Origin of the sequence: Streptomyces sp. TRM70350 (assembly GCF_019219825.1) — a bacterium.
Taxonomy (GTDB): Bacteria; Actinomycetota; Actinomycetes; order Streptomycetales; family Streptomycetaceae; genus Streptomyces.
Window position 1 is genome coordinate 183557 of record NZ_JAHUXH010000001.1, and the last position, 16312, is coordinate 199868.

General features: G+C 72.9%; 12 protein-coding genes, 1 tRNA gene and 3 pseudogenes. 12 read left to right on the plus strand and 4 right to left on the minus strand.

Going from position 1 to position 16312, the window contains the following annotated elements:
- The 3 genes from sucD to KWI83_RS00795 all read left to right on the plus strand — a co-directional run bounded on the left by sucD (position 1) and on the right by KWI83_RS00795 (position 2880).
- The gene (gene sucD, locus KWI83_RS00785; RefSeq protein WP_218512260.1) at positions 1-885 is read left to right on the plus strand and encodes a succinate--CoA ligase subunit alpha; all 885 of its coding nucleotides are present in this window, start codon (positions 1-3) and stop codon (positions 883-885) included.
- A gap of 197 nt (positions 886-1082) precedes the next feature.
- Positions 1083-2624, plus strand: coding sequence for an aldehyde dehydrogenase family protein (locus tag KWI83_RS00790; protein ID WP_218512261.1), 1542 nt, complete (start codon positions 1083-1085; stop codon positions 2622-2624).
- A 171-nt stretch (positions 2625-2795) separates the two neighbouring features.
- Positions 2796-2880: transfer RNA gene (locus KWI83_RS00795), tRNA-Leu, on the plus strand.
- Between the two features lie 139 nt (positions 2881-3019).
- Here KWI83_RS00795 and KWI83_RS00800 read toward each other — a convergent pair.
- The 3 genes from KWI83_RS00800 to KWI83_RS00810 all read right to left on the minus strand — a co-directional run bounded on the left by KWI83_RS00800 (position 3020) and on the right by KWI83_RS00810 (position 7284).
- Complete coding sequence (locus tag KWI83_RS00800; RefSeq protein WP_218512262.1) at positions 3020-4672, minus strand: phosphodiester glycosidase family protein; 1653 nt, start codon at positions 4670-4672, stop codon at positions 3020-3022.
- Between the two features lie 341 nt (positions 4673-5013).
- Positions 5014-5937, minus strand: coding sequence for an endonuclease/exonuclease/phosphatase family protein (locus tag KWI83_RS00805; protein ID WP_308121958.1), 924 nt, complete (start codon positions 5935-5937; stop codon positions 5014-5016).
- Positions 5938-6213: 276 nt separating this feature from the next.
- Positions 6214-7284 carry a glycerophosphodiester phosphodiesterase family protein gene (locus tag KWI83_RS00810; RefSeq protein ID WP_218512263.1) on the minus strand — a complete coding sequence of 357 codons (1071 nt, stop codon included), beginning with the start codon at positions 7282-7284 and terminating at the stop codon, positions 6214-6216.
- 215 nt (positions 7285-7499) lie between these two features.
- Here KWI83_RS00810 and KWI83_RS00815 point away from each other — a divergent pair, with 215 nt between their 5' ends.
- From KWI83_RS00815 to KWI83_RS00835, 4 genes and pseudogenes are all read left to right on the plus strand, one after another.
- Entirely contained in the window at positions 7500-8201 is a 702-nt protein-coding gene (locus KWI83_RS00815) for a DNA polymerase beta superfamily protein (RefSeq protein WP_308121959.1), read from the plus strand.
- Between the two features lie 6 nt (positions 8202-8207).
- Positions 8208-8578 (plus strand): annotated as a pseudogene (locus KWI83_RS00820) (hypothetical protein); the annotation flags it as partial.
- A 34-nt stretch (positions 8579-8612) separates the two neighbouring features.
- Positions 8613-9149: a GNAT family N-acetyltransferase gene (locus tag KWI83_RS00825; RefSeq protein WP_218512265.1), complete on the plus strand. Its 537-nt coding sequence runs from the start codon at positions 8613-8615 to the stop codon at positions 9147-9149.
- A 401-nt stretch (positions 9150-9550) separates the two neighbouring features.
- Positions 9551-9967, plus strand: a pseudogene (locus tag KWI83_RS00835) (MFS transporter); the annotation flags it as partial.
- A gap of 200 nt (positions 9968-10167) precedes the next feature.
- Here the strand turns inward: KWI83_RS00835 and KWI83_RS00840 are convergent.
- Positions 10168-10950, minus strand: a complete 783-nt coding sequence (locus tag KWI83_RS00840) for a CDP-alcohol phosphatidyltransferase family protein (protein ID WP_218512266.1) — start codon at positions 10948-10950, stop codon at positions 10168-10170.
- A 109-nt stretch (positions 10951-11059) separates the two neighbouring features.
- On the opposite strand from KWI83_RS00840, the gene KWI83_RS00845 reads away from it, so the two are divergent.
- The 5 genes and pseudogenes from KWI83_RS00845 to KWI83_RS00865 form a co-directional block, all read left to right on the plus strand.
- On the plus strand, positions 11060-12040 hold the full coding sequence (locus tag KWI83_RS00845; protein ID WP_218512267.1) for a zinc-binding alcohol dehydrogenase: 981 nt from the start codon (positions 11060-11062) through the stop codon (positions 12038-12040).
- Positions 12041-12145: 105 nt separating this feature from the next.
- Complete coding sequence (locus tag KWI83_RS00850) at positions 12146-12544, plus strand: 6-carboxytetrahydropterin synthase (protein WP_218512268.1); 399 nt, start codon at positions 12146-12148, stop codon at positions 12542-12544.
- Entirely contained in the window at positions 12541-13713 is a 1173-nt protein-coding gene (locus tag KWI83_RS00855; RefSeq protein WP_218512269.1) for a glycosyltransferase family 4 protein, read from the plus strand. Before KWI83_RS00850 ends, KWI83_RS00855 begins: the two co-directional genes overlap by 4 nt.
- Before the next feature lie 326 nt (positions 13714-14039).
- A complete protein-coding gene (locus KWI83_RS00860) occupies positions 14040-14990 on the plus strand; it encodes a class I SAM-dependent methyltransferase (protein WP_218512701.1) in 951 nt (316 codons plus the stop codon).
- Positions 14987-16105: pseudogene (locus KWI83_RS00865) on the plus strand (YbhN family protein); the annotation flags it as partial. The gene KWI83_RS00860 and the pseudogene KWI83_RS00865, both read left to right, overlap by 4 nt.
- Positions 16106-16312 lie beyond the last annotated feature (207 nt).

Consider the following 16312-nt stretch of genomic DNA (forward strand, 5'->3'; position numbering starts at 1 on the left):
ATGGCCATCTACCTCACCAAGGAGAGCAAGGTCCTCGTCCAGGGCATGACCGGTGGCGAGGGCATGAAGCACACCCGGCGCATGCTCGCCGCCGGCACCGACGTCGTCGGCGGCGTCAACCCGCGCAAGGCGGGCCACACCGTCGACTTCGACGACCGTGCGGTGCCCGTCTTCGGCTCGGTACGCGAGGGCATGGCGGCGACCGGGGCGGACGTGACCGTCGTCTTCGTACCGCCTGCCTTCGCCAAGGCGGCCGTCGTCGAGGCCGCCGACGCGGGTATCGGCCTCACGGTCGTCATCACCGAGGGCATCCCCGTCCACGACTCGGTCACCTTCACCGCGTACGCGAAACAGAAGGGCACCCGGATCATCGGCCCCAACTGCCCCGGCCTGATCACCCCAGGCCAGTCCAACGCGGGCATCATCCCGGCCGACATCACCAAGCCCGGCCGGATCGGCCTGGTGTCGAAGTCCGGCACGCTGACGTACCAACTCATGTACGAACTCCGCGACATCGGCTTCTCGACCTGCGTCGGCATCGGCGGTGACCCGGTCGTCGGCACCACGCACATCGACTGCCTGGCCGCCTTCCAGGACGACCCCGACACCGAACTGATCGTGCTGATCGGCGAGATCGGCGGCGACGCGGAGGAACGGGCCGCCGCGTACATCCAAGAGCACGTCACCAAGCCGGTCGTCGGCTACATCGCCGGTTTCACGGCTCCCGAGGGCAAGACCATGGGGCACGCCGGCGCCATCGTCTCCGGCTCGTCCGGCACGGCGCGGGCGAAGAAGGAGGCGCTGGAGGCGGTCGGCGTACGGGTGGGGAGCACACCGACCGAGACGGCCCGGCTGGTGCTGGCCGCGCTGCAATCCGCCGAGTGATGTCACTCATAGTCGCCGACAGGTGACTGTCGCGTTTCTTGACGCGTGAGTAGCTTCCTTCGTACGACGCTTCGTACGACGCCGCACATGGCTTCGTACGACGCCTCATACGACGCCCCGCACGGCAGTGCGAGCCGTGCGCGGCGTCGGGCCATGAACACCCCGCCCCGACTGTGCACCGAGAGCGGAGCTCACCAATGGCACCCACCCTCACCCTCAAATCAGGCACCTCCTGGGCCGACGCCTGGCAACGCTGCCTCGCCGTCGCCCCCGAGGCCTTCCGGGACGACCGCGTCCTCAACCACTGGAACGCCACCTGGCAGGCGGACGGCCATGCCCTGCCCGCCACCACCCCCGTCGACGGCACCCCCATCGCGGGCCCGCCGCGCCTGGACCGCGCCACCGCGCACCAGGCCGTCCGCGCCTCGCTCGACCAGCACCGCGCGTGGCGGCACATCCCGCTCGACGAACGCCGCGCCCGCGTCGCCGCCACCCTCGACGCGCTCACCGAGCACCGCGAACTGCTCGCGCTGCTGCTCGTCTGGGAGATCGGCAAGCCATGGCGGCTCACGCAGGCGGACGTGGGCCGGGCCATCGACGGAGTGCGCTGGTACGTCGACGGCATCGAGCCGATGCTCGCCGGGCGGGCCCCGCTGGGCGGGCCGGTGTCCAACATCGCGAGCTGGAACTACCCGATGAGCGTGCTCGTTCACGCAATGCTGGTACAGGCACTGGCAGGCAACGCGGTCATCGCCAAGACCCCGACCGACGGCGGTGTCGCCTGTCTGACCCTGGCCTGCGCGCTCGCCGCCCGCGAGGGGCTGCCCGTCACCCTCGTCAGCGGCAGCGGGGGCGAGCTGTCGGAGGCGCTGGTGCGGGCGCCCGAGATCGGCTGCGTCTCCTTCGTCGGCGGCCGCGACACCGGCGCCGCGGTGGCCACGGCCGTCGCCGACCTCGGCAAGCGGCACATCCTCGAACAGGAAGGACTCAACACCTGGGGCATTTGGAACTACTCGGACTGGGACGCGCTCACGGCGGTCGTGCCCAAGCTCTTCGACTACGGCAAACAGCGCTGCACGGCCTACCCGCGCTTCGTCGTCCAGCGTGCGCTGTTCGACGAGTTCCTGGCGGCGTACCTCCCGGCGGTCCGCACGCTCACGGTGGGACACCCGCTCGCGGTCGAGAAACGTGACGACCCCTACCCGGCGCTGGACTTCGGGCCGTTGATCAACGCCGCCAAGGCGAAGGAGCTGCACGACCAGGTGGCCGAGGCCATCGACCGCGGTGCCGTCCCGCTGCACCGCGGCAAGCTGGGCGACGCCCGCTTCCTGCCCGGCCAGGACACCTCGGCGTACGTCCAGCCGGTCACGCTCCTCAATCCGCCGCCCTCCTCCCCGCTGCACCACGCGGAACCCTTCGGCCCGGTCGACACCATCGTCCTCGTCGACACCGAGGCCGAACTGCTGGCCGCCATGAACGCGTCCAACGGCGCGCTGGTCGCCACCCTGTCCACGGACGACCGGGCGACGTACGAACGGCTCGCCCCGCAGATCCGCGCCTTCAAGACCGGCCACGGCACGCCACGCTCCCGCGGCGACCGCGAGGAGCTCTTCGGCGGCTTCGGCGCGTCCTGGCGGGGCGCGTTCGTGGGCGGTGAGCTGCTGGTACGGGCGGTGACGCAAGGGCCAGTGGGGGAGCGGTTGCCGGGGAACTTCCCCGAGTACCACCTGATGCCGTAAGGGTGACTACGTCCTGCAACGGGGAGATGGCAGTCCGTTGCATTGGGTCGCTCCGGCCTGGTCGGCGCCCCGTCCCAGGGGACGGAAACGCAGGTGAAGGGCACTCCGAAACCTTGGTATTGTTGTCCGTGTCGCCGCGCGGAGGATCTCCGGCAAGGCGGCAGACACCTGGTCCGGGTGGCGGAATGGCAGACGCGCTAGCTTGAGGTGCTAGTGCCCTTTATCGGGCGTGGGGGTTCAAGTCCCCCCTCGGACACAGATCATCGAAATACACAGATCACTGAAATGGTGGTCGGGAGCGATCCCGGCCACCATTTTGCGTTGTACTCACCCGTGCCGTCCGCGAGCGCGTGCGGCTGCGCCGAGGCAGTCGAGGGACTCGATGTGCCCTTCCGCTAGCGGGCCGACTCGGGCAGGACGACAAGCACGTCGCCGGCCGCGCGTTCGCCGTCGGGGTCGCTGGGGAGGCCCTGCGGCGCGTCGCGCACGACCATCGCCGTGGAGCCGCCGCCGTCCAGGTTGAGCGCGTTCACCGCCCCCAGGCTGCGCATGACCGCGGCGGTCTCGGTGATCGACAGCCCGGCGCTGTGGCCGGGCCGGCGGCCGTCGACGGTGAGCAGGACGACGCGCCCGTCCCGGGTGACTCCGGCGGCGGTGCGCGGATTGCGGCGCAGGTACCAGCCGTTGTAGAAGGCGGTGCGGTCCGCGCCCTTGACGTTTTCGGGGCTCCACCCGTCACGGACCGGGTCGAGGGCCGTCTGGCCGTTGCGGAGCAGCAGCGGACCGCCGTTGACGACGGACATCTTCGCCGTGAGCGGCAGCGCGGTCCCCTGCTCGGCGTCCACGACCGTGCTCCGCACCGTCAGCCGGGCACCGATCGGGGCGTGGGCGCGCAGCCACTGGGCTCCCGTCCCGGTGCCCTGGAGCACGGTGCCCCGCGCGGGGACGGAACCGCCTCGGCTGTCCCGCAGTGCGGTCACCCGTCCGTCGGCGTCGAGGGTGACCTGGTATCCGGGGCCCTGCGGAGCGGCGGTGCCGAACTTCGCGGTGACGGCGACGAGTTCATGGGCGTTGCCGCAGGTGTGGTCGTGCGCCGGGTGGGAGAAGGGGGTGGCGTTCCCGACGCCGCCGCAGTTCACGATCAGGCCCGGCTGCCGGTTGAGGCCGGTCACCTCGCGGGTGGCGCCGTCCGCCGCACGGACCGTGATGCTGGTCCTGAGCCGGCGTACCGAGGTGCCCCGCCCGAAGTCGCCGGGCACGACCAGGGCGGGCCGCCCGTTCACGGCCTCCGAGACCAGGGTGCCGCTGATCACCGAGATGCCGGCCGGATCGCCGTCGGTGCCCGCCACCCAGTTGCCGGGAGTCGTGTCAGTGCCACCGTTGACGAAGTAGCCGCCGTTGACCGCGGCGAGGGCACCGGTGCGGCGCGCCACCGAGCTGGTGGTCTCGCGGCCCGGCACGATTCCGTTGGTCAGCTCCGACCGCAGACTGCCGCGGAACCGCGCGGGGTCGACGACGAGCACGTCCAGGGACCAGGGGCCGGTCGTGGCGTGCCCGTCCTCGCCGCTGTGCTGGACGCTGCTGCCGGACAGCCCGCGGGCCGCGATCTCGTTCCTGACCCGGTCGGCGGCGGCCTGGTCGGAGTACCGGCCCACTCGCACCATCCAGCCGAGCGGCCGGTCGCGCGGGCCCCGGGGATCCGGCCCGGCGGTGCGGTCACGCCGCGGCTCGTACCCGGCCGCGCGGACCTTGCCCTCCAGCTCGGCGGCCTCCCTCTCGCTCGTGGCGAGGCCGACCGTGACGGTCCAGAAATCGTCCGCCGACGCCCGGCCGCGCTCGATCGCGATGTGGGTCACGCCCGGAGCGATCTCCCGGGAGGTGCGGGTCTCAGCAAGGGTGGCGGGTCCCAGCGGCAGCCTCTCGGCGGCCGCCGCGTCGGACTTCCGCCCGGCGGGCCGGGACTCTATGCTCGCGACGATCGTGGCGGCGACCACGAAGCCGGTCGTCGCCCCGCCGAACAGCCAGCGTCGTGCCGCTCGGAACTGCATCGGGCATGCCCTTTCAGGAGGGGGTCGGCTGCGACTGTGCACGCCACACATGTCGCGAATCCGACGGCCCACCCGACGCGTGGTGGCGAAGGGGTTGCCGTATGGGTCGCACAGCGCCCCGCGCACGGCTCGCGGGCTTGGTCCCCCGCCCCCGGGCACATGTCGTCGTCGCGGCGCTGGTTTTCGGCCATGATCGGCTGCGGCGCCATCATGCCATACGGCGATCAGGCGCTCGCATCCGGATCAGGGCAGCCCCGCTCCCCGTCAGGCGCTGTCGCAGGATCACGCCGCGTCGTCCGGGACTCACCGTCCCTCGCACCCGACGGCCCGAAAGCCAGGTCCTAGGAGCGCCGGCCCTCCAGGTCGTCCCCCAGCCTGATCCGTGCCACGACAGGCAGGTGATCACTGCCGGTCTCGGGGAGGGTCCGTACGTCGACCACAGCGGCGCCCCGCGCCATCACCTGGTCGATCCTGGCGACGGGGAAGACCGTGGGCCAGCTGAACTCGAGTTCCTCGTCCGCCGAGGCCAGCTGTGAGGTCAGCGGCGCCAGGCCACGGTCCCGGGTCGTGCCGTTGAGGTCTCCCGCCAGGATCACCGTGGCCGACTTCTCGCGGGCAAGCTTCTCGCCCAGCAGTCCCGCGCTCTCGTCCCGCCACCGGGTGTCGAATCCGGCGGCCGGCCTGATTCTGACCGACGGCAGATGCGCCACGTACACGGCGATGTCGCGCTCGGGTCCGACGCGGACAACCGCCCGGAGCCCTCGGTTCCAGTCGCCCGTGACCGCCTCGGGCCGGATGTCCGCCCTCCCCGTTTGCGTCAGCGGATAGCGAGACCAGAGACCGACCGTCCCGACGACCACGTGGTGCGGGAAGCGGCTTCGGAACGCCTTTTCGTACGCCGGGAGGGCCTGCCCCGTCAGCTCTTGGAGGGCCACGAGGTCGGGATCTGCGTCCATGAGGGTACGCGCGGTGGCAGCCGGGTCCTTGTTCACGTCGCTCACGTTGTGCTGCACCACCGTGAGGTCGTGTTTCCCGGGACTCCGGGGCAGCAGGGACGGGCCGAACGTGGCGGTCCAGACCACCGCCGCGGCAAGTGCTGCCAGCACAGCGGTTGCCGAACGGCGGACGGCGGCCAGGGTGAGCAGCGGGAGAATCGGCGCCCCGAGCCAGGGCAGGAAGTTCTCGATCAGGCTGCCCGGGTTTCCCACGGTGTCGGGCACGAGCGAGGGGCACAGCAGGAGGAGGGCGACCAGCACAGACAGCACCGCGTCGGCGCGCCCGCGAGTCCATGCCGTCCGCCCGCCCGCGTCCCGCCGTCTGAAGCTCCGGTTCCGGAAGCGGTTACGAAACCATCGCGCGGCCCGTTCCGGGGAACGGGCCGCGGCGCTGTCGGCCTTGCCGATGGCCACCCTCCCCGCCGAGTCCCAGTTGGTCTACGGCGACAGTACGCGGCGGCAGGTGACGGTCTCACCGGGCGGCAGGGCGACCTGGTGCCGGCTCACGCCCCGCCCGGGAGGGCACGGTGCTCCGTTACCGGTACGTCAGTGGCGCGGGAAGTAGGCCTTCGGCAGCCTCATCCCGCGGTCGGCCATGATCTCCCGCACCCGGTCCGGGTAGTTCGTGATGATGCCGTCGACGCCCATGTCCATCAGCGCCTCCACCGTGGCCGGGTCGTCGCAGGTCCACGGGACGACCTTCAGGCCCCGGGCGTGCGCCTCGGTGATCATCGCGCGGTCGGGGTAGAAGCGGAAGCCGGGGTCGCCGATCTTGCCGTTCTGCGGGAAGCCGTAGTTGGGGGAGAGGGCCTTGACGCCGGGGATGGTCGCGGCGGCCTTCACGAAGTCGCCGTCGTAGTCGTCGGCGTCGATCCCGCCCAGCCAGGGGGAGGCGCCGGGCTTGCCGACCTGGAGGAAGTCGTGGTTGGTCAGCGCCACCAGCGGCCACCTCGGCGCCAGCTTGTGCATCGCCTTCAGCGCGCCCCAGTCGAAGGACTGGATGGTCACCTGGCGCTCCAGACCCGAGGCGCGGATCTCCTCGAACACCCGGCGCACGAACAGCTCACGCGGCGCGGTCTGCTCGGGCGCGCCCGCCTCGACCTTCGTCTCGACGTTGAGGGTGACCTTCTTGGCCTTGTAGCGCTTGACCAGGTTCAGCACGTCCCGCAGTTCGACCATCCGGGCGCCCTTGATCTGCTCCTGCTCGGGGTGGCCGGGCAGCTGCTGGTAGCCGCAGTCCATGGTCCTGATCTGCGCCAGCGTCAGGTCCTTGATGTACTTGCCGACGTACGGGTACATCGGGTCGCCCGGCACGACCGGCCCCGTGTCCCGGCACTTCTGGGCGCTGACCTGCCGGTCGTGCGTGACGACGACCTTGCGGTCCTTGGTGACCTGGGTGTCCAGCTCCAGCGTGGACACCCCCAGCCGCAACGCCTTGCCGAACCCCTCCAGGGTGCTCTCGGTCGTCATGCCGAGGCCGCCGCGGTGGGCCTGCAGGTCGAAGCGCGCCTTGTGGGAGAACGCGCCGGGGCCGTCCGCCGGCGTCGCGTGGGCGGCCGTCGGGACGGCGAGCACCGGCACCAGGACCAGGCCGGCGAGGACATGTCGTGCGGACATCGAAACCTCACTCGTTCGGTTGGGGCGATCCCAGGACGCTAGTTCGGCACCGGTGCGCGCCCGAAGACCTGGATGTGATGCGGCTGTGAACGCCGGAGGAAGCCGAGGGTGACGACGCCCGGAAAATGACAAGCCGCCCGCCCGCCGGACGCTGCATCATGACAGTCCGCCGCCCGCCGTGCCAACGGGCGCGCGTCCGAACACCGGGGGCTCCAGTGACCGTGACCAACATCCTGCTGTCCGGCGTCGTCGGCTCGACCGCGTACGGACTCGCCCACCCGGGCTCCGACGTGGACCGGCTCGGCCTGTTCGCCGCGCCCACCGAGACCCTGCACGGCCTGCACGGCCCGAAGGAGTCCCACGTCACCACGGCACCCGACCGCACCCTGCACGAGGCGGCGAAGTGGTGCCGCCTCGCCCTCGGCGGCAACCCGACCGTCATGGAACTGGTCTGGCTGCCCGAGGAGTTGTACGAGGTGAGGACCTCTCTCGGGGACGAGCTGATCGGCATCCGGTCGTCCTTCCTCAGCGCCCGCCGGATCCGCGACGCCTATCTCGGGTACGCCACGCAGCAGTTCCGCAAGCTCGTCAGCCGCGGCGACGGCTCGTTCTCCGCGGACACCCGCAAGCGCACCGCCAAGCACGCCCGCCACCTCAGGCGGCTGTGCAGCCAGGGCTACGAGCTGTACACCACCGGCCGGTTGACGATCCGGGTCGCCGACCCCGAGAGCTACCACGCCTTCGGCGAGCAGGTCGCCGCCGACCCGTCGGCCGCCCTGCCGCTGCTGCGCCACTTCGAGGCGGCCTTCGACGAGACGCGGGGCGTGCTGCCCGAACAGCCCGACGACAGGGCCGCCGAGGCATGGCTGCGGCGGGTCCGGCAGCACTTCTACACACCGGGCACGGTGCCCGCGTGATTCCCGGACTCGTCCGAGACGGCGTTCCGGACGGCGGGCCGGTCCGGTCCGCAAGGTGCCCTGCGCGCCTGCGCGACGGCCCTGCTGGAGCCGGTCGTCGAGGTCACGGTCACCGTGCCCGAGGACGCCGTGGGCGGGGTCCTCGGTGACCTCGCCGCCCGGCGCGGCCGGGTCACCTGCTCGGTCACCGGGCGGGCTCGGCGGTCGTCACCGCCACCGTGCCGCTGGCCGAACTGTTCGGCTACGCGACCCGGTTGCGCAGCCGCACCAGGGCCGGGGCAGCGTGGTGGATGCGCCGTTCGTCCCGCACGACCGGTGGACTGGCCGCGAACTGTGCTCCGTACCCCTCCCGGAAGGTGCGCGGTGGGCCGCTGTGATCCACTCACAAGGGCTCATGCATATGATGTGCAAGTGCGTGACTACTGCATCCGAACCGCCACCCCCGAAGACCTCGACGGTGCGCGAGCCGTGATGCTCGACACCGTCTACCGCGACTTCGGCACCGGCTACGTCCCCCGCTGGCACGGCGACATCATCGACCCGGCCGCCGCCTATCTCGAACCCGCCCGGCACATCCTCCTCGTCGCCGTCGATCCGGTGGAGGGAGCCGTCGTCGCCACGGCCGCCCTCGACTCGCGCGGCCCGGCGCACCCGCCGAACCCGCGGCACATCGCCGAGCGGTTTCCCTCCGGGGAGACCGCTCAGTTGCGGCGGGTGTACGTCCGGCCCGAGCACCGGCGGCGCGGGCTCGCGCGGCGGATGGTCGGGGAGCTGATGGCGTTCGCCGAAGCAGATGGCGGATATCGGGCCGTCTACCTGCACACCGACCCGAGCGTGCCGGGCGCCGAGGGGTTCTGGCGGTCGCTGGGGAAGGTCGTGCACGACGGACGCGAGGAACCCGGTGGCGGTCAGGGCATCGTCCACTTCGAGATACCGATGGCGAAGTAGTCGATACGTTCCCCCTCGCCCGCCCGGCTGCTTGCCTCGCTGCTCGCCGGGTGCTTCTCCGCCAGCCCCGAGACGGCGGGCATCGCCGGTGCCGCCGCCGACGGCACCCGCCTCCGTGTCGCCCTCGCCTTCCCGCCCGCCGAGAACCTCTCCGCGTACGGCGCCGACGCTTCACCATCCTCAGCCGCCTCGGCGTCACCGAGGGCCTGACCGCGCTCGACTCCAACGGTGCCGTCGGCCCCGCGCTCGCCGCCTCCTGGCAGCGCGAGGACGACCGGAGTTGGCTGTTCGCCCTGCGGGAGGCCACCTTCCAGGACGGCACGGACGTCACCGCGCCCGTCGTCGCCGCCTCCCTCACCCATGCCACACAGGCCAAGCCCGAGCCCGCCGCCCTCACCGGCGTCAGCCTCACGCAGCTGCCCGTCACCCGCTGGGCCGGAGACCGGCTCGCGCTGCGCCGGTCGATGGCGGCGGGGCCGGCGCTGATCGCCGCCGGGTTCGCGGTCGCGGCCGTCGCGCGGCCCGCCGGGCGGACCGGCGTGGTGGGGTTGCTGCCCGCGGTCGGGTTCGTCGTGCTGCTCACCGTCGGGCAGATGCTCGTCGCTCCGGCCGCCCGGGCCTGGGTGCCGGATCTCGCGGAGACCGGGCGGCTCGGGCTGCATACCGGGGCGCTGTCCTCAGTCTCCGGCCTGATCGTGCTGGCCGGAAGCGCCGCCACCGGCCTGCTACTCGACGCCGGCTTGCCACCGGCCGTGCCGTGGCTGGTACTGGCGGGGGTGTCGGGGGCGGCGATCGGGTTGCTGCCGCGTCGTGCGTGACGTCTCGTGGGCCCGCGCAGCCTCTGACTGGCCGTGGGGTTGATGCCGCGCAGCCTCTGACTGGCCGTGGGGTTGATGCCGCGCCGCCTCCGACTGGCCGTGGGGTTGATGTCGCGTGGTTCGTGGTGGGGCCGTGGGGTTGATGCCGCGCCGCCTCTGACCGGTCGTGGACTCGCTGCCGTACCACCCCTGATCGGGCGTCACCCGGCGACCGGCTCCAGCACCCGCCCGGCCCGCTCGGCATGGAGCGCCGCCTCAGCAGTCCGCCGTACCCGCGACGTCCGCCACAGCCACACCACATCCCGCCCGAACGACCACACCAGCAGCCCCAACGCCAGCGCCACCACCGCCGCGTTCGCCGCCCACGGCAGCAGGTCCGCCCCCGCCACCAGCAGGAACACCCCCTGCGCCGCGGCCACCGTCTTGCGTGCCGTGCTCGGCGGCAGCGGCGCGTTCAGCCACGGCAGGAAACGGGCCGCCGCGACGAAGGCGTACCGCATACCGCCGATCAGCAGCACCCACGGCCCCAGTGACATCGACACATACACACTCAGGACGAGGATCAGAAACGCGTCGACCTCCATGTCGAACCGCGCCCCGAGCGCCGACGACGTGCCCGTCCGCCGCGCGACCTTGCCGTCCACCCCGTCGAGGATCAGCGCCACCGCCGTCAGACCGACCAGCAGCGTGACCGGCGGCGCGCTCTCGAAGGAGTCGGCGACCAGCGCGGTCACCCCGCCGACCAGGGTGGCCCGGCCGAGGGTGACCCGGTTGGCCGGGCCGAACGAGCGCAGCCCCGACCGGTGCAGGGCCCGCGAGAGCACCGCCCAGGTGGCGACGGCGAAGGCGAGGCCGGTCAGCCAGCCCGCCGGTCCCATGCCGATCGCCGATCCGAGCACGGCCAGCAACAGGATCTGCACGCCCGCGCCCATCGCGGTCTCCTGCTGGACCAGCCTCGCGTCATACGTGTTGTTCAGGGCCACCGCACATTCCTCCGGCCAGGTGACAGAGTCGATCAACGCCGCGTACTGTGCGCGGCCTGTGCACACCTCGGTACGTGAACCACTTGCCGATCGTTCAGGAGGCCCGCCGATGATCCGCGCCGCACGTGCGTTCTGGCTCAGCTGCCCCGGGCACGGGGAGACACGGGACGTCGAGCTTCCGGATCCCGCCGAGGACGAGGTGCTGGTCCGCACGCTCTACTCCGGCGTCAGCCGCGGCACCGAGACGCTGGTCTTCCGGGGCGGGGTGCCGCGGAGTCAGTACACGGCCATGCGGGCACCGTTCCAGGAGGGCGACTTCCCGGGGCCGGTGAAGTACGGCTACCTCAACGTCGGGATGGTGGAGGAGGGACCGGTGGACCTGGTGGGCCGTACCGTCTTCTGCCTCTACCCGCACCAGACGCGCTACGTCGTCCCCGCCGCCGCCGTGACACCGGTACCGGAGCACGTGCCCGCCGCCCGTGCCGTACTCGCCGGGACCGTGGAGACCGCCGTCAACGCGCTGTGGGACGCGGCGCCGCTGATCGGCGACCGGATCGCCGTGGTCGGCGGCGGCATGGTCGGCTGCTCGGTGGCCGCGCTGCTGGCCCGCTTCCCGGGCGTGCGCGTGCAGTTGGTGGACGCCGACCCCGGGCGGGCCGAGGTCGCCGAGGCGCTCGGCGTGGACTTCGCCGAGCCCGCCGACGCGCTCGGCGACTGCGACCTCGTCGTGCACGCCAGCGCGACCGACCAGGGCCTCGCCCGGTCGCTGGAACTCCTCGCCGCCGAGGGGACGGTGATCGAACTGAGCTGGTACGGCGACCGGCGCGTCGCCCTCCCGCTGGGCGAGGCCTTCCACTCCCGGCGCCTGACGATCCGCAGCAGCCAGGTCGGCACCGTCTCCCCGGCCCGCGCCGGCCGCACGTACGCCGACCGGCTCGCCCTCGCCCTCGACCTGCTCGCCGACCCGGCGCTCGACGTGCTCGTCACCGGGGAGTGCGCCTTCGAGGAACTCCCGGACGTGCTGCCCCGGCTCGCCTCGGGGCAGATCCCGGCGCTCTGCCACCGGGTGCGGTACACGGACGAGGCCTGACCTGGAACCGCCTGACCTCAGAAAAGACGTACGAGCCGCTGAACAAGGGAAGGACAGGAGCCGTACTACTCGGCATCCATGCCCCGCACCTGGAGGGTCGTTTCGTTGTTCAGTGTCACCGTCCGCGATCACATCATGATCGCCCACAGCTTCCGCGGCGAGGTGTTCGGGCCCGCGCAGCGCCTGCACGGAGCGACGTTCCTGGTGGACGCCACCTTCCGGCGGGAGCAGCTGGACGACGACAACATCGTCGTCGACATCGGACTGGCCACGCGGGAACTCGGCGCCGTCGTCAGCGAGTTGAACTATCGCAACCTCGACAACGAACCCGATTTCGCCGGGGTCAACACCTCCACCGAGTTCCTGGCGAAGGTCATCGCCGACCGGCTCGCCGAGCGCGTGCACAAGGGCGCGCTGGGGGAGGGGGCCAAGGGGCTCGCGGGCATCACGGTCACGCTGCACGAGTCGCATGTCGCCTGGGCCAGTTACGAGCGTGGCCTGTGACCGACACCACCGTGGAGCAGCTCTCCTACGTGCCCGCCCAGGCGGCCCCCAGGAACGGCGAGATCGTCCCCATGTCCCTGCGTACGGTGCACTTCGTCATGCCGGGCGGCGTGGACGACCCGGCCACGCCCAGCGGCGGCAACGCCTACGACCGGCGGGTCTGCCTCGACCTGCCCGGCTTCGGCTGGCGGGTCCACAAGCAGCTGGTGGACGGCTCCTGGCCGCGCCCGGGCGCCGCGGCCCGCACGGAACTCGCACGCACGCTGCGGGACTTGCCGGACGGCGCGGTCGTGCTGCTCGACGGGCTGGTCGCCTGCGGCGTACCGGAGATCGTCGTCCCCGAGGCCGAACGGCTGCGGCTCGCCGTCCTGGTGCACCTGCCGCTCGGCGACGAGACCGGACTCGAACCGGCCGTGGCCGCCGACCTGGACGCCAAAGAACGCGCGGTCCTGCGGTCCGTGGGTGCGGTGATCGCCACCAGCGACTGGGCGGTCCGCAGACTCGTCTCCCACCACGGCCTCGCCCCCGACCGCGTCCATGTCGCCGCCCCCGGCGCCGACATCGCGCCCCTCGCCTCCGGCACCGACGGCGTCTCACGCCTGCTGTGCGTCGCCGCCGTCACCCCGCGCAAGGGACAGCACCGGCTGGTGGAGGCGCTCGCCGCAGTGACCGACCTGCCGTGGAGCTGCCTGTGCGTCGGCGGGCTCGGCCAGGACCCGGAGTACGTCGCTCATCTGCGGGACCTGATCAGGGAGTACGGCCTGCAGGACCGCATCCGCCTCGCGGGTGCGCAGTCCGGCGCCGAACTCGACGCCAGCTACGCCGCCGCCGACCTCATGGTCCTCGCCTCCTACGCCGAGACCTACGGCATGGCGGTCACCGAGGCGCTCGCGCGCGGTATTCCCGTGCTGGCCACGGACGTCGGCGGCGTCCCCGAGGCGGTGGGGCGCGCCCCCGACGGCGGCGTCCCCGGCATCCTCGTCCCGCCGGAGGACCCCGCCGCGCTCGCCGCCGAACTGCGCCACTGGTTCGGCGAGGCCGACGTCCGCCGCCGCCTGAAGTCCGCCGCCCGCGGCCGCCGCGCCGCACTCGGCGGCTGGGCCACCACCGCCAAACACCTCGCCGGTGTCCTCAGCCGGCTCCCCGACGAACCCCGGAGGGCGGCATGAACGGAACGACGACGGCTGCGCAGGACACGGGGAACGCCGGGAGCATCCCTCCCCGACCGGGGGCGAGGGGTGCGGCGAACGAGCGGGACGGCTCGCCGAACGTGCCGCTGCGCGGGCCGGGCGCGAGCGGCCCGGAGGGCGGACCGGCGAGCGGGCGGGAGCGGCGGGAGCCTGCCACTGCCGAGGGCGCCCCACCAGCCGGGCCTCGCCCGGGGCAGCCGGACGCCGAGGCCGTCCGCGGCTCGGGGCCGCAGAACACCCCGGTCGGCTCCCGGGCCGGCCGCCAGGGGGCTGCCGCTGGTTCCGGGCCCGCCGCGCACGCCGCCGTGCACCCCGCCGACTCCGCGTCCGCTCCCACGCCCGTCATCCCGGGTGCGGGCCCCGTCGCCCCCCGCCCGGGCGAGCGCCCCACTCTGCGGCTGCGCGACTCGGAACCCGGTGACGAGCAACCCCGGTACGCCCCCGAGTGGCTGGAGCTGCGGGAGGGGGCCGATGCGGCTGCGCGGGCGCACGAGTTGCTGGATCCGTTGCGGATCCGGCTGGCCAATCTGCCGGGGCGGGCCGACGGGCTCGTCGTCCACGACCTGGGGTGCGGCACCGGGTCGATGGGACGGTGGCTCGCGCCCCGCCTCGACGGGGCCCAGCACTGGATCCTGCACGACCGCGACCCCTACCTCCTGCACTTCGCCGCCGTCGCCTCCCCGCGTTCCGCCGCCGACGGCAGCCGTGTCACCGTCGAGACGCGGCGCGGTGACGTCGCCCGCCTCACCCCGGACGCCCTCGCCGGTGCCTCCCTCGTCACCGCCTCCGCACTGCTCGACGTCCTCACCCGCGAGGAGGTCGACACGCTCGCCGCCGCCTGCGCCGGGGCGGGCTGCCCGGCGCTGCTGACGCTCTCCGTGGCCGGCCGGGTCGACCTCACCCCGGAGGACCCGCTCGACGCGGAGATCACCGAGGCGTTCAACGCCCACCAGCGCCGCACCGGCCTGCTCGGACCGGACGCGGTCACGGCGACGTGCGAGGCGTTCACCGAACGCGGCGCGACCGTCCACGTCCGGCCCAGCCCCTGGCGGCTCGGGCCCGGCGAGACCGAGCTGACCACCCAGTGGCTGCGCGGCTGGGTGGGCGCCGCCGTCGAAGAGCGCCCGGAGCTGGCGGCAACGGCCGAGAAGTACCTGGCCGCCCGTCTGGCGGCCTGCGCGGCGGGCGAGTTGCGCGTCACCGTCCACCACAGCGACCTGCTGGCGCTGGCCCGCCCGACCGGCCGAGCGTCATGAGCGCGCCGACGGTGAGCGCCCGTACGACGACAAGGACGGCTCACGCCTCCCCCCGCCTCACCGCGCGCGCCCTGCGCACCCACCTCGGCACCCTGGCCGGCGTCGCCATCCTCGCCGTCCTGCTGTGGCGCATGGGCACCGGCGTCTTCCTGGACGGGCTGCGCCGGATCGACGCCCCGACGCTGCTGGCGGCGCTCGGCATCGGCCTGGTCACCACCGCGTTCAGCGCCTGGCGTTGGCGGCTGGTGGCGCGCAGCCTGCACATCAGGCTGCCGCTCGGACCGGCGCTGGCCGACTACTACCGCGCCCTGTTCCTCAACGCCGCCCTCCCCGGCGGCGTCCTCGGCGATGTGCACCGGGCGGTACGGCACGGGCAGAGCACCGGCGACCTCGGCCGTGGCGTCCGCTCGGTGGTCCTCGAACGGACCGCCGGTCAGATCGTGCTGGCCGCGGTGGGGGTGGCGGTCCTGCTGACCGTCCCGTCCCCGGTGCTCGCCGAGACCCGGCACGTCGCCCTGCTGCTGATGTTCGCCGCGGTCGGCGCCCTCGCGGTCGGCCTCGCCCTGCGCATGAACCGGACGCCCGCCGCCCGCCGGCGCCGCGCCCTTCTCGACGAGGCCCGCGACGCCCTGCTCTCCCGTCGCAACGGGCCCGGCGTCATCGGCTCGTCCGTCGCGGTCCTCGCCGGGTACGTGGCGATGTTCCTGCTCGCCGCCCGCGTCACCGGCACCGCCGCCTCCGTCACCGTACTGCTGCCGCTCGCGGTGCTCGCCCTGCTCGCGATGAGCCTGCCGCTCAACGTCGGCGGATGGGGTCCGAGGGAGGGCGTCACCGCCTGGGCGTTCGGCGCCGCCGGACTCGGCGCGAGCAACGGCCTGACCGTCGCGGTGGTGTACGGCGTACTGAGCTTCGTGGCCAGCCTGCCCGGCGCCGTCGTCCTCATCGCCCGCTGCTGCAAACCCCTGAACCCCGCCCCCGGCCGCGACCACCCCCACTCACCTGCCACCACACCCGGCAGCGACTCCGCTCCCTCGGCTCCCGCCGCACTTGGCGGCGACTCCGTTCCCTCGGCTTCCGCCGTGCCCGGTGGCGACTCCGTTCCCTCGGCTTCCGCCGTGCCGGGCCATGACTGCCTCCGCTCGGCTTCCGCCGCACCTGGCGGCGACTGCCTCCGCTCGGTTTCCGTCGTGTCCGGTGGTGACTTGGTTGGGTCGGCTTCCGTCGTGCCGGGCCATGACTGCCTCCGCTCGGCGTCGGCCGCACCTGGCGGCGACTGCCTCCGCTCGGTTTCCGTCGTGTCCGGTGGTGACTTGGTTGGGTCG

What these genes read in the sequence shown, in the direction of transcription:
- KWI83_RS00810 (WP_218512263.1), bottom strand. Translation starts at nt 7,284, where the DNA reads ATGTCCGCACGACATGTCCTCGCCGGCCTGGTCCTGGTGCCGGTGCTC.
- KWI83_RS00800 (WP_218512262.1), bottom strand. Translation starts at nt 4,672, where the DNA reads ATGCAGTTCCGAGCGGCACGACGCTGGCTGTTCGGCGGGGCGACGACC.
- KWI83_RS00790 (WP_218512261.1), top strand. Translation starts at nt 1,083, where the DNA reads ATGGCACCCACCCTCACCCTCAAATCAGGCACCTCCTGGGCCGACGCC.
- KWI83_RS00845 (WP_218512267.1), top strand. Translation starts at nt 11,060, where the DNA reads ATGATCCGCGCCGCACGTGCGTTCTGGCTCAGCTGCCCCGGGCACGGG.
- sucD (WP_218512260.1), top strand. Translation starts at nt 1, where the DNA reads ATGGCCATCTACCTCACCAAGGAGAGCAAGGTCCTCGTCCAGGGCATG.